Here is a 13,312-nt window from a genome sequence, read left to right as displayed (position 1 = left end):
CCTCCTACATGCGTTTTACGGCCAGCGGACGTGCAGTGCTTTCAGGCCGCGGAAGACGAGGCCGGTGTGGTATTCCGGTTCCTCGTCGGTCAGGCTCAGCTCGGGCAGCCCTTCCAGCAGCGCGCTGAACAGCGCGCGGAGTTCCAGCCGGGCCAGCGGCGCGCCCACGCAGAAATGGGCGCCGGCGCCGAAGGCGAAGTGGCGGTTCGGACTGCGGCCGATGTCGAAGCGCTCCGGCTCGACGAACGCCTCCGGGTCCCGGTTCGCGGAGCCGTACAGCAGGCCCAGGGTATCCCCGGGCCGGAAGCGCCGTCCCGCATATTCCATGTCCTCCAGCACGTAGCGGTGGAACAGATGCAGCGGCGCGTCGTAGCGCAGCATCTCCTCCACGGCCGTATCCACCAGCGCCGGGTCGGCACGCAGTCTCGCGTACGCCTCCGGGTGGCGCAGCAGCGCCAGCAGGCCGTTGCCCGCCGCGTTCACGGTGGCTTCGTGACCGGCGTTCAGCAGCAGCATGCAGCTGGCCACGAGTTCTTCCCGGTCCAGCAGGCCCTCATCGCGGGACATCGTGGCAAGTTCGCCGATGACGCCGTCGTCAGGACGCGCCAGCCGCTCCTCCACCAGTTCGCCGATGCGCGCGGCGAACTCCGCCGCGGCGGTCTCCGCCGCCCGCTCGTCCGCCGCGGTGGCATCCTTCTCGTACAGCCGCACGATCGCCGCGGACCAGGGCCGCAGACGCTCCCGCTCCTCCGCGGGCCAGCCCAGCAGCTCGGCGATGAGATGGACCGGCAGCGGCGTGGCGAGCTCGGAGACGAACTCCATGCGGCCGCGCGGTGCCAGCGCGGCCACCCGCTCCCGGGCCAGGTTCTCGATGCGTGCTTTCAGACGCCGGATCCGGTTCGGGTTCATCACCCGCATCAGCACCCGGCGCAGACGCGCGTGCTCCTCGCCCTCCGTCTCCAGCACGTTCACCCGGACGTAGCGGGCGTAGTTGGGCAGGTGCTGCCAGGGCTCGTCGTCCGCCGCCCGCTCGGCCGGCGACATCCGGTGGCGCATGGTGCGGCCCAGCCGAGGTTCCTGCAGCAGGCGCTCCACGTCGGCGTAGCGCGTGAAGAAGGTCATGCCGAACTCGGCGGAGTGAAATACGGGCGACTCGCGGCGCAGGCGGGCGTAGACCGGGTAGGGATTCCGTGCGAAGCCCTGTTCGTAGGGCCGGAATGCCGCGCTCGCGGCCGCGTCCGCCGCGCCGCTCGTACCGGTTCGGCGCATGCTGCCGCTCAGCTCTCCGGATAGCCTTCCAGGATGTCGCCCTGGTAGCGGGCGCCCACCTGCTGGATCACCCGCGCGCCGCACCAGGAGGCGATACGGGCACAGCGGTCCAGCGGCTCGCCCTTGACCAGCGCGGCGAGGAACGCGGCGGTATAGGTGTCGCCGGCGCCGGTGGTGTCCACCACCTTGTCCACGGGGAAGGCGGCCTGTTCAATGAACTCGTCGCCGTTGATCACCACCGAACCATGCTCCGAGCGGGTGACGACGAACAGCCCCGCGAGCATGGACGCCTCCGACATCACGCCCTCGATCGAATCGGTGGCGAACAGCTGGTAAATCTCCTCCTCGTCGGCGAAAACGAGATCGATCTGCTCCTCGACGAGTTCGCGGAAGACCGCACGGTGACGCTCCACGCAGAGCGAGTCGGACAGCGACAGCGCGACCTTGCCGCCACGCCGGCGCACGGTCTCGATGGCGAGCCGCGCCACGTCCGGCCCCTCGGGCAGATCGAAGATGTAGCCTTCCAGCAGCACGATGCCCGGCTCGCCGATGGTCTCCTCGTTCACGTCGCCCAGGCCGAGCTCGGTGCAGGCGCCCAGATAGGTCTGCATCGTGCGCTGGCCGTCCGGCGTGATCAGCACGTAGCAGCGGGCCGTGGATTTCTCCGCGGGCGACGGCGGCACCCGCATGTCGATGCCGAGCGAGTGCATGTCGTGCTGGAACACCCGGCCGAACTGGTCGTCGGCCACACGACCGACGTAGGCGGCCTTGCCCCCCAGCCCGGCGAAAACGGCCACGGTGTTGGCGACGGAACCGCCGGACTTCTCCGTGGCGGGCCCCATCATGCCGTACACCTGGTCGGCGCGGCTCTCGTCAATCAGCGTCATGCTGCCGGGCGCGGCGTCCAGGCGCTCGAGGAACCCGTGGTCGACGTGGCTCAGGATATCGACGATGGCATTGCTGATGCCGAGCAACTGTACGGCAGAACTCATCTGGTCTCCTTGCTGGATATGCGGATCGCCGCGCTCGTGGCGTGGCGGGGGCGGCCCCGAGGTAGCCCGGGGTAGCCCGGGGTAGCCCGGGGTAGCCCGGGTAGCGATAGTAGCCACTCGGCGTCGCCATATAAAGCGAGCGGGCGCGCGCCGCGCTTGCGACGGCCCTCGCGCGGGCCGGATAATGGCCCTTCCGACGGACATGGACGGATATGGGAATCCTGTCCGCCAGGGAGAGAAACCATGGGCCGATTGACCACCCACGTGCTGGATACCGCCCGCGGCCGACCGGCTGCCGGCGTCCGCGTGGAACTGTACCGCCTCGACGGCGGACGCGAGCGCGTACTCGCCACCGAGACCAACCGGGACGGCCGCACCGACCATCCCCTGCTCGACGAGGAGGCGTTCGCCACGGGCCAGTGGGAGATCCTCTTCCACGTGCGCGACTGCTTCCCGGAGGAGGGCTTCCTCGACGTGGTGCCGGTTCGATTCCGCATCGACGCCGACGAGCACTATCACGTCCCCCTCCTGGCCAGCCCCTGGAGCTACTCCACCTACCGGGGCAGCTGATGGCCGCGCCCGAGCCGACTCGTGATGCCGTGCGCTTCCTCCTGGACGGGGAGACGGTGGAGCTGCGCGACGTCGACCCGACCCGCACGGTGCTGCAATGGTTGCGCGAGGACGCCGGGCGCACCGGCACGAAGGAAGGCTGCGCCGAGGGCGATTGCGGCGCCTGCACCGTGGTGCTGGCAGGCCTCGACGGGAACGGCGAGCGTCTGCGCTACCGCTCCGTCAATGCCTGCATCCAGTTCCTGCCGACCCTGGACGGGCAGGAACTCATCACCGTGGAGAGCCTGGGCAGTCCGCAGACCGGGCTGCACCCGGTGCAGCAGGCCATGTACGAATGCCACGGCTCCCAGTGCGGCTTCTGCACGCCGGGTTTCGTGATGTCACTGTTCGCGCTGTACCGCAACCGCCGGGATCCCTCCCGCCGCGAAATCGACGACGCGCTGGCCGGCAACCTGTGCCGGTGCACGGGTTACCGTCCCATCGTGGAGGCCGCGCGGCGCATGTACGACTACGAGTCCGACCTGCCCGCCGACGGTGACACGCGGGCCGGGCTGAGGTCCCTGGCCGATGACCCGGCCGGCGCCGGTATGCTCGCGCTCGAGCACGACGGGCGCCGCTATTACGCACCGACGACGGCCTCCGGGCTCGCGGCTCTCCTGGCCGAGTACCCGGACGCCTGCCTGCTCGCCGGCGGCACGGACGTGGGCCTGTGGGTGACCAAACAGCACCGGGAACTGGACACGGTGATCTACGTCGGCCGCGTGCGGGAACTCGCCGAAGTCTCCGCGGATGGCGAGTGGCTGAGCATCGGCGCGGCCGTCACCCTGACCGACGCCATGCCACCCCTCGTCGACGAGTATCCGGAGCTGGAAGAGCTGTTCCTACGCTTCGCCTCGCCGCCCATCCGCAACACCGGCACGCTGGCGGGCAACGTCGCCAACGGCTCGCCCATCGGCGACTCGATGCCGGCGCTGATCGCGCTGGGCGCACGGGTGGTGCTGGCGAGCCGCGACGACCGCCGCGAGCTCGCCCTCGAGGACTTCTACCACGACTACCGCAAGACCGACCTGGTGCCCGGCGAGTTCGTGGCGGCCGTGCGCATCCCGCGCCGCCGCCCGGGCCGGCTGGTGGCGGCCTACAAGGTTTCCAAACGGTTCGACCAGGACATCTCGGCCGTCTGTGCGGCCTTCGCGCTGGACATCGAGGACGGCCGCGTGGCGTGCGCCCGCATCGCCTGCGGCGGCATGGCGGCCATACCGAAGCGGGCCGCCGCCGCCGAGCAGGCCCTCGTGGGCGAGGCCTGGGACGGGGCCGCAGTCGAGCGCGCGATGGCGGCGATGGACACCGACTTCGCGCCGATCACCGACATGCGCGCGGGGGACGCCTACCGGCGCGATGTAGCGAAGAACCTGCTGCGCCGTTTCCACATCGAGAGCACCGCTGCCGGTATCACGACGAGGCTTTATGCCCATGGAAGAGATACCCATGGACGGTGACAAGCGCACCGCAAGCGGCAGCCTGCGCACCGTCGGCCGGGCGATACCCCACGACAGCGGCCACCTGCACGTCAGCGGCCGCGCGCTGTATACGGACGACATCCCGGAACCCCGCGACCTCCTGCACGTGGCCGTGGGCATGAGCGCACGCGCGCACGCGACGATCGAGCGCCTGGATCTGGCGGCGGTCGTCGCAGCACCCGGCGTGGAGGCGGTCATCACCGCGGCGGACATCGCGGGCGAGAACAATTACGGCCCCGTCGTCGCGGATGACCCCATCTTCGCCGAGAACGTGGTGCAGTACGTGGGCCAGCCCGTGTTCGCCGTGGCCGCGGCCACCGTCGACCAGGCGCGCAAGGCGGTGGCCCTGGCGCGGGTGGAGTACGGCGATCTGGAGCCGGTCCACGACCCCGATACCGCGGTGCGGAGCGAGTCCTTCGTGCTGCCCTCCGTGCGTCTGGAGCGCGGCGACGCCCGCCGGGCCATCGAGGGCTCCGCGCACCGGCTGTCCGGCCGCACCGCGGTCGGCGGCCAGGACCACTTCTACCTGGAGGGCCAGATCGCCATGGCGCTGCCGCGCGAAGACGGCGATCTCTACGTCTACAGCTCCACGCAGCATCCCGGCGAGATCCAACATGCGGTCGCGCACGCAGTCGGACTGGAAGCGAAGGACGTGGTGGTGGAATGCCGTCGCATGGGCGGCGGCTTCGGCGGCAAGGAGAGCCAGCCGGCGCTGATCGCCTGCATCGCCGCCCTCATGACCCGGCGCACGGGCCGCCCGGCGAAGCTGCGGCTGGACCGGGACGTCGACATGATCATGACCGGCAAGCGCCACGACTACGTTATCGACTACGACGTGGGTTTCGACGACGACGGGCTGATCCGCGGCGTCGAGTTCACCTTCGCCTCGCGCTGCGGCATGTCGGCGGACCTCTCCGGCGCGGTGAACGACCGCACCATCTTCCACTGCGACAACGCCTACTTCCTGAGTGACGTCAGCGTGGTCTCGCACCGCTGCAAGACCCACACGGTCTCCAACACCGCGTTCCGGGGCTTCGGCGGACCCCAGGGTATGTTCGGCATCGAGCACGTGATCGACGAGATCGCCCGGCACCTCGACCGCGACCCCCTGGAGATCCGGCTGCGCAACCTCTATGGCATCGGCGAGCGCGACGTCACCCATTACGGCCAGAAGTTCGAGGACAACGTGCTGCCCGAACTGATCGACCGGCTCCGGCGGGACAGCGATTACGACGCCCGCCGGGCGGAGATCCTTGCGGCCAACCGGGACGAGCCGGTCATAAAGCGCGGCATCGCTCTCACCCCGGTGAAGTTCGGCATCTCCTTCACCGCCACCCATCTGAATCAGGCCGGCGCGCTGGTGCACGTCTACACCGACGGTACCGTGCACCTGAACCACGGCGGCACCGAGATGGGCCAGGGCCTGAACACCAAGGTGGCACAGGTGGTCGCCGAGGAATTCGGCATCGACATGGACCGCATCAAGATCACCGCCGCCGACACGAGCAAGGTACCGAACGCCTCGGCCACGGCTGCCTCCGCCGGCTCGGATCTGAACGGGATGGCGGCCCGCGATGCCTGCAGGGCCATCCGCGAGCGCCTGGTGACCTTCGCGGCGGAGCGCTACGGCGTGGCTCCCGACCGCATCGAATTCCGCGACGGGCGCGTACGCATCGGCGAGGAGGAGACCGGCTTCACGGAACTCGTGCAGCTGGCCTACTACGCCCGCATCCCGCTGTCCGCCACCGGCTACTACCGCACGCCGAAGATCCATTACGACCGCAAGACGCTGAGCGGGAGGCCCTTCTACTACTACGCCTGCGGCGCGGCAGTGAGCGAGGTGGCGATTGACATCCTCACCGGCGAGTCCCGGGTGCTGCGGGTGGACATACTGCACGACTGCGGCCGCTCGCTGAATCCGGCCATCGATCTCGGCCAGATCGAGGGCGGATTCATCCAGGGCATGGGCTGGCTCACCACCGAGGAGCTGTGGTGGGACGAATCCGGCGCGCTCAGAACCCACGCACCGTCCACCTACAAGATACCGGTGTGCTCGGACCTGCCGGTCGATTTCCGCGTGACCATGCTCGACTCGGTCGGTAACCGGGAAGAGACCATCCACCGCTCCAAGGCGGTGGGCGAACCGCCGCTCATGCTGGCGCTGTCGGTCTTCCACGCCATCCGGGATGCGGTCGCCGCCGCCGGCGATTACCGTGGCAGCCCGCGCCTCGCGGCGCCGGCCACGCCGGAGGCGGTGCTGGCGGCGGTCGGCGAGCTGCGCAGCCGGGAGGCGCCGTGAACGAGTGGGTGGCGAATGCGCTCGAGCTTCGCGCGCGGGGCGAGCCCTTCGTGCTGGTCACCGTAGCGGGCGCGCGCGGCTCATCGCCGCGGGAGCCGGGCGCGCGCATGGTCGTCACCCGCGAGGAGATCCTCGGCACCATCGGCGGCGGCGAACTCGAATACCACTGTGCGCGTCTCGCCTGGGAGCGCCTCCGGCCGGACTCGCCGCAACCGCGTTTCGAGCTGCGGTGCTTTCCGCTGGGTCCGAGTTTCGGTCAGTGCTGCGGCGGCATCGTCGACATCCATTTCGAGACGGTCCGGACCGACGCTGCCGACTGGCTCGGACAACTGGCCGGCGGCACGGCAGACGGGATGGCAGACGAAATGGCGGAGAGCGATACCACGGTCCTCGTCACCCCCGTCGACGGTGACGCCGACGGTATCGCACGGGTGCATGCGGCAGGCAATGCCGACGCAGCTGCAGCCGACGGCGATGACGACGTCCGCTCGGCCATCGATGCATTCCTCGCCGACGGTGCCGGCGCCGCGGTGTACACCTTCGGCGGGCGCGATTATCTGCTGACGGCGGAGCGCGAACCCGACTTCCGCATCGCCGTATTCGGCGCCGGCCACGTCGGCAGCGCGCTGGTGCACATGCTGGCACCGCTGCCCTGCCGGGTCGACTGGATCGACAGCCGGCCGCTGCTGGCCGACGAATCGCTGCCGCACAACATCCACGGTCGGGTCACCGCAGACCCGCCCGATGCGGCCGCCAATCTCCCCGCCGGTACGTTCTGCCTGGTGATGACCCACAGCCATCCGCTGGATCTCGAGATCTGCGCGAAACTGCTGCCCCGCGAAGATATCCCCTTCTGTGGCCTGATCGGCTCCCGCTCGAAGAAGCGGCGCTTCGAGAAGCGCCTCCGAGCGCTCGGCCTGAAGGAGGCGGCGATCGCCCGGATGGTCTGCCCCATCGGCATCGAGGGCATCGGCGGCAAGCGGCCCGCGGAGATCGCGGTGGCCGTCGCCGCCCAGTTGCTGCGGGAACGCGAGCGCATGACGGCGGAGGCGGATCTTACGCCGGCACGGCCGGCGGAAAGCGGGACGAGCGCATGACGGCGTACGCGATCGAGTGGCTTAATCTGCTCGGCCGCTGGCTGCATTTCATCGTCGGCATCGCCTGGATCGGCTCGTCGTTCTATTTCGTGTGGCTGGACAACCACCTGCTGCCACCGGCCTCGCGCAAAGATGAAGAACGCGGCGTGGGCGGGGAGATCTGGTCGGTGCACGGCGGCGGCTTCTACCATGCGCAGAAATACCGCGTATCGCCGCCGGTCCTGCCGGAGACGCTGCACTGGTTCAAGTGGGAGGCCTACAGCACCTGGCTGTCCGGCATGTTCCTGCTGGGGCTCGTCTACTGGCTGGGCGCCGGGGTTTACCTCATCGACCCCGCCGTGGCCGACCTCGCGCCGGCGACGGCAGTCGCGATCTCCGTCGCCTGGCTGGCCGGCGGCTGGCTCGTGTACGACGCCCTGTGCCGCTCGCCCCTCGGCCGCACGGAGCAGGGCCTGGCCGCCGTGCTACTGGTGCTGGTGACGGCGGCGGCATGGGGGCTGTGCCAGACCTTCAGCGGGCGGGGCGCCTACATCCACTTCGGCGCCGTGCTCGGCACCATCATGGTGGCCAACGTCTTCTTCGTGATCATCCCCGGCCAGAAACGCATGGTGGCGGCGGCCGCCGCGGGCGAGACGCCGGACCCGGCGGACGGCCTGCGCGGCAAGCAGCGTTCGGTACACAACACCTACTTCACGCTGCCGGTGCTGTTCGTGATGATCAGCAACCACTACGCGATGACCTGGGCCCACGAATACAACTGGCTCATCCTGATCGCCATCTCGCTGGCCGGTGCGCTGATCCGCGTGTACTTCGTAGCCCGGCACTCCGGCCGCAATCCGCTGCTGCCGCCGCTGGCCGCGGCGCTGCTGCTGGCCGGCGTGGCCGGCGCCATTGCGCCACGGGCGGACGGGGGCAGCGCCGGCGGCCCGGTGTCGCTGGAGCAGGCCCGGGCGGTACTGGAGACCCGCTGCGTCTCCTGCCACGCCGCCGAGCCGAGCCATCCCGGTTTCGCCGCACCGCCGGCGGGCGTCATGCTGGAAACCCCGGAACAGGTGTTGGCCGCCGCTTCCCGCATCCACCAGCAGACGGTGGTGCTCCAGGCCATGCCCATCGGCAACCTCACGCGCATGACCGCGGAGGAGCGTGCCGTCATCGACGGCTGGTACCGCTCGCTGGCGACGGAGCGGCAGCCATGAGCGGGACCGGTTATCCCCGGGATCTCGTCGGCTACGGCCCCCGCCCGCCCGCGGCCGACTGGCCGGGCCGCGCCCGCGTCGCGGTGCAGTTCGTCATCAATTACGAGGAAGGGGGCGAGCGCTGCGTGCTGCACGGCGACACCCATTCGGAGGCCTTCCTCTCCGAGATCGTCGGCGCCGAGCCCTATGAGGGCGTGCGCCACATGAACATGGAGTCGATTTACGAGTACGGCGCCCGCGCCGGCTTCTGGCGGCTGCACCGGCTGTTCACGGAGCGCAGCCTGCCCGTGACGGTGTTCGGCGTCGCCATGGCCATGCAGCGCAACCCGGCCGCAGTGCAGGCGATGCTCGAGGCCGGCTGGGAGGTGGCCAGCCACGGCTACCGCTGGATCGACTACCAGTTCGTCGACCCCGGCACCGAACGCGCGCACCTGCAGGAAGCGGTGCGCATCCATACGGCGCTCACCGGGACGCCGCCGGAAGGCTGGTATCTCGGCCGCTGCAGCCCCCACACGCTCGGCCTGGTCGTCGAGCACGGCGGCTTTACCTACAGCGCCGACAGCTACACCGACGACCTGCCCTACTGGGACACGAGCTGCGGCCGGCCCCAGCTGATGGTGCCCTACACGCTGGATGCCAACGACATGCGCTTCGCCACGGCGCAGGGATTCAACAGCGGCGACCAGTTCTACCAGTATCTCCGTGACACCTTCGACTGCCTGTACGCGGAGGGCGAGCGCCGGCCGCGCATGATGTCCGTGGGCCTGCACTGCCGGCTCGCCGGCCGCCCGGGCCGGGCGCAGGCCGTGGCCCGTTTCCTCGACTACGTCGCCGGCCACGACCGGGTGTGGGTGGCGCGGCGCATCGACATCGCCCGTCACTGGCTCGAGCGTCACGAGGCGCCCGCGACGTGAACTCCTCCCGCGATGCGCTGTTGCCGATCCCGGGCGACGAGGCCGCCTTCGTCGCGCGCTATGGCGGCGTCTACGAGTCCTCGCCCTGGGTGGCGCAGGAGGCCTGGACCCGTGGCGACCTGCCGGCGGCCCCCGGTGCGCCCGTCCATATCCCGATCGATGCCCTGGCGGGACGGCTCGCCGCAGTGGTCGAGGACGCCGGCCGGGAGCGCCAGCTCGCGCTCATCCGCGCCCATCCGGACCTCGCCGGCAGGGCCTCCGTGGCGGGCACGCTCACCGAAGAGTCCACCGCCGAGCAGCAGAGCGCCGGACTCGACCAGTGCACGCCGGAGGAATACGAACGCTTCCAGAGTCTCAACGAGGCCTATCACCGGTGCTTCGGCTTCCCGTTCGTGATGGCGGTGCGCGGCGCCAGCCGCGGCGACATCCTGGAGGCCTTCGGCGAGCGGCTGGGCAATCCGCCGGAGACCGAATTCCGCCGCGCCCTCGACGAGATCCACCGCATCGCCCGGCTCAGACTGGATCAGATGAGCGAACAGCCGGGTCAGAGAGACCCCCGATGAGTAGTCGCCACCCGTTCCACCAGTGGACGCCGCTGGAGCAGCCCCGCTTCGGCACCCGCGTGGTGGAGGCCAATGACGAGTTCTTCGGCGCGAAGGAACGGCTGATCAAACCCGAGGCACCGGTATTCCTGCCGGACGAGTACGACGAACACGGCAAGTGGATGGACGGCTGGGAGACTCGCCGGCGCCGGGAGCCCGGCCACGACTGGTGCATCGTCCGGCTCGGCCTGCCGGGCATCGTGCACGGCCTGGATATCGACACCTCCCACTTCACCGGCAACTATCCGGAGGCGGCCTCCGTCGACGCATGCTTCACCGACGACGAAGTGCCGGGCGCGGATGCCGCCTGGCGGGTGCTGCTGCCCCGGGTCGAACTGGCGGGCGACTCTCACCACTACCTGCCGGTGGACGACCGGGAGCCGGTTTCGCACCTGCGCCTGAACATCTACCCCGACGGCGGCGTAGCACGGCTGCGCATCTACGGCGAGGTGCGGCCCGCGCCGCGCGCCCCGGCACCGTCGGCACCCATCGACCTGTTCGCGCTGGAGCACGGCGGCCGGGCGCTGGCCTGCAGCGACGAGCACTTCGGCAGCATGCACAACCTCAACGTGCCCGGCCGCGGCATCAACATGGGCGACGGCTGGGAGACCCGACGCCGGCGCGGCCCCGGCCACGACTGGGTGGTACTCGCTCTCGGCCGGTTGGGGCGCATCGAGGAGGCCGAGATCGACACCGCGCACTTCAAGGGCAACTATCCCGCCCGTGCCTCCCTGCAGGCCGCCCGCATCGAGGGCACGGACCTCGATTCCCTGCTGCAGCAATCGGCCGACTGGCCGGAACTGCTGCCCGCGGTGCCGCTCGGCGCCGATACCCGCCACCATTTCCGCGACGAACTGAACGACCTCGGCGCCGTGACCCACGTGCGACTCGCCATTTACCCGGACGGCGGCGTGAGCCGACTGCGCCTCCTGGGCCATGCAAGCAGCCATGCAACGGGTCATGCAACAGGCCCTGGCACGGGCCGGGCAAGCGGAGACACCGGTGAGTGATACGCCGCGCACGCTGACCCTCGAGCCGCTGTCCGCAGAGGCATTCCGACCCTACGGCGAGGTGATCGGGGCGGGGATCGCGAATGCGGACCCCATGAACGATGCGCGCTTCGAGCGCTACGACGACCTCGCCCGGCTCACGGCCGAGGGGCGCGTCGGCGTGAGCATCGCCCGCTGCCGCCGCGCCGCGAGCCAGCCGGTGACCTGCCCGATGGTCGAGCGTCATCCCCGCGGCAGCCAGGCGTTCGTGCCGCTCGCCGGGTTCCGCTTCGTCGTGGTGGTGGCGCCGGCCGGCGCGGCGCCCTTCGCCGACGACCTGCGCGCCTTCCTGACCGACGGCAGCCAGGGCGTGAATTACCGGGCCGGCACCTGGCACGTGCCGCTTATCGGCCTGGCCGAAGGTCAGGAGTTCCTGATCATCGACGACGTCGCCAGCACGGACAATTGCGACACCCACACGCTGGACCGCCCTGTCGTCGTGCCCGCCGTCCCCGGCTCGCCGCCCCCCGACGCCGGAGCGGCGCCGTGAGCGGCGCGACGGCCCGCGCCTTCCGGGCCTCCGTCCTGCACCTGCTCGCCGCTCCGGGCGACGGGGATGCCGGCTCGGCGCTGGAGTTTTTCGAAGACGGCCTGCTCGTCACCGAGGACGGGAAGGTGGCTCGGGTCGGCCCGGCCGAGCCCCTGCTGGCGGAGCTGGCCGAACAGGGAGGCGACCGGGTATCCGTCACCGACTACAGCGGCTGCCTCCTCGTGCCGGGCTTCATCGACTGCCACGTGCATTATCCCCAGATCGACATGGTGGCCTCGTACGGCGAGCAGCTGCTGCAGTGGCTCGAGCGCTATACCTACCCGACGGAACGCCGCTACGCCGACCGCTCGCTGGCGGACCGCGTCGCGGGCGAATTCCTGGACCTGATGCTGGCCCACGGCACCACCTCAGCACTGATCTTCCCCACGGTCCATGCGGCCTCGGTCGACGCGTTGTTCGAGGCCGCGCTGGCGCGCCGGCTGCGGGTGGCCTGCGGCAAGGTACTGATGGACCGCAACTGCCCGGATTATCTGCAGGACACGGCGGAGAGCGGCTACGCCGGGAGCCGGGAACTGCTGCAGCGCTGGCACGGCACAGAACGGCTCGAATACGCGATAACGCCCCGCTTCGCCCCCACCTCGAGCCCGGAGCAGCTGGCACTGGCCGGCCGCCTGGCCGGAGAGTTCCCGGACGTATTCGTGCATACCCACCTCGCCGAGAACCGGGACGAGGTGGCCTGGGTGACCGAGCTGTTCCCGGAGCGGCGCAGCTACCTGGACGTATACCGCGCCGCCGGCCTCCTGCGCGAGCGCGCGGTCTTCGCCCATTGCCTGCATCTGGAGGACGAGGACTACCCCCTCATGGCGGAATCGGGCGGCGCGATCGCGTTCTGCCCGACCTCGAACTCCTTCATGGGCAGCGGCCTGTTCGACCTGGCGCGTGCGCGGGATCACGGCATCCCGGTGGGACTCGGCACCGACATCGGGGCCGGCACGACGCTCAGCCTGCTCGGCACGGCGGCGGAAGCCTACAAGGTGCTGCATCTCCGGGGCCAGATGCTGTCGCCGTGGCAGGCCCTGTATCTCGCCACCCTGGGTGCGGCCCGCGCGCTCGCCTGGGACGATCGCATCGGCAATTTCGAGACCGGCAAGGAAGCGGACTTCGTGGTGCTGGACCCTGCCGCCGGTACCCTGCAGCGGCGTCGGACGGCCGCGGCGGAGGATATCGCCGAACTCCTGTTCGCCCTGCTGATGCTGGGCGACGAACGCTGCGTGCGGGCGACGCATATTCTCGGCGAGCCGGTCTCGCCGGCCTGAA

12 protein-coding genes are annotated in these 13,312 nt (G+C 70.2%); 10 read left to right on the top strand and 2 right to left on the bottom strand.

What is annotated here, in order from left to right:
- Window positions 1-15 precede the first annotated feature (15 nt).
- Together ACJMKZ_RS01390 and ACJMKZ_RS01385 are read right to left on the bottom strand one after the other, a co-directional pair.
- Window positions 16-1,269, bottom strand: coding sequence for a cytochrome P450 (locus ACJMKZ_RS01390; protein ID WP_405231399.1), 1,254 nt, complete (start codon window positions 1,267-1,269; stop codon window positions 16-18).
- 8 nt (window positions 1,270-1,277) lie between these two features.
- Window positions 1,278-2,261 (bottom strand): adenosine kinase, encoded by a 984-nt coding sequence (locus ACJMKZ_RS01385; protein WP_405231398.1) that lies wholly within the window; start codon window positions 2,259-2,261, stop codon window positions 1,278-1,280.
- Window positions 2,262-2,504: 243 nt separating this feature from the next.
- Here ACJMKZ_RS01385 and uraH point away from each other — a divergent pair, with 243 nt between their 5' ends.
- Genes uraH through guaD form a run of 10 tightly spaced genes read left to right on the top strand, consistent with a single transcriptional unit; the run spans window position 2,505 to window position 13,311 of the window.
- Complete coding sequence (uraH, locus tag ACJMKZ_RS01380) at window positions 2,505-2,831, top strand: hydroxyisourate hydrolase (RefSeq protein WP_405231397.1); 327 nt, start codon at window positions 2,505-2,507, stop codon at window positions 2,829-2,831.
- A complete protein-coding gene (gene xdhA, locus ACJMKZ_RS01375) occupies window positions 2,831-4,327 on the top strand; it encodes a xanthine dehydrogenase small subunit (RefSeq protein ID WP_405231396.1) in 1,497 nt (498 codons plus the stop codon). Before uraH ends, xdhA begins: the two co-directional genes overlap by 1 nt.
- Window positions 4,317-6,647, top strand: a complete 2,331-nt coding sequence (xdhB, locus tag ACJMKZ_RS01370) for a xanthine dehydrogenase molybdopterin binding subunit (RefSeq protein ID WP_405231743.1) — start codon at window positions 4,317-4,319, stop codon at window positions 6,645-6,647. Before xdhA ends, xdhB begins: the two co-directional genes overlap by 11 nt.
- Window positions 6,644-7,744 (top strand): xanthine dehydrogenase accessory protein XdhC, encoded by a 1,101-nt coding sequence (gene xdhC, locus ACJMKZ_RS01365; protein WP_405231395.1) that lies wholly within the window; start codon window positions 6,644-6,646, stop codon window positions 7,742-7,744. Before xdhB ends, xdhC begins: the two co-directional genes overlap by 4 nt.
- Entirely contained in the window at window positions 7,741-8,940 is a 1,200-nt protein-coding gene (locus ACJMKZ_RS01360; protein ID WP_405231394.1) for a urate hydroxylase PuuD, read from the top strand. The genes xdhC and ACJMKZ_RS01360 overlap by 4 nt, the downstream gene beginning before the upstream one ends.
- Window positions 8,937-9,854, top strand: coding sequence for an allantoinase PuuE (gene puuE, locus ACJMKZ_RS01355; protein WP_405231393.1), 918 nt, complete (start codon window positions 8,937-8,939; stop codon window positions 9,852-9,854). The genes ACJMKZ_RS01360 and puuE overlap by 4 nt, the downstream gene beginning before the upstream one ends.
- Complete coding sequence (gene uraD, locus ACJMKZ_RS01350) at window positions 9,851-10,417, top strand: 2-oxo-4-hydroxy-4-carboxy-5-ureidoimidazoline decarboxylase (RefSeq protein ID WP_405231392.1); 567 nt, start codon at window positions 9,851-9,853, stop codon at window positions 10,415-10,417. The genes puuE and uraD overlap by 4 nt, the downstream gene beginning before the upstream one ends.
- Window positions 10,414-11,466 (top strand): allantoicase, encoded by a 1,053-nt coding sequence (alc, locus tag ACJMKZ_RS01345; RefSeq protein ID WP_405231391.1) that lies wholly within the window; start codon window positions 10,414-10,416, stop codon window positions 11,464-11,466. The genes uraD and alc overlap by 4 nt, the downstream gene beginning before the upstream one ends.
- Entirely contained in the window at window positions 11,459-11,995 is a 537-nt protein-coding gene (locus ACJMKZ_RS01340; RefSeq protein WP_405231390.1) for an ureidoglycolate lyase, read from the top strand. The genes alc and ACJMKZ_RS01340 overlap by 8 nt, the downstream gene beginning before the upstream one ends.
- Window positions 11,992-13,311 (top strand): guanine deaminase, encoded by a 1,320-nt coding sequence (guaD, locus tag ACJMKZ_RS01335; protein ID WP_405231389.1) that lies wholly within the window; start codon window positions 11,992-11,994, stop codon window positions 13,309-13,311. Before ACJMKZ_RS01340 ends, guaD begins: the two co-directional genes overlap by 4 nt.
- Window position 13,312: the final 1 nt, after the last annotated feature.

Source organism: Lentisalinibacter salinarum (assembly GCF_040706555.1).
In the GTDB taxonomy this organism is placed as follows: Bacteria; Pseudomonadota; Gammaproteobacteria; order Steroidobacterales; family Woeseiaceae; genus Lentisalinibacter; species Lentisalinibacter salinarum.
The sequence above is the reverse complement of the archived record's forward strand: the minus strand, read 5'-3'. Positions and strand labels throughout refer to the sequence as shown.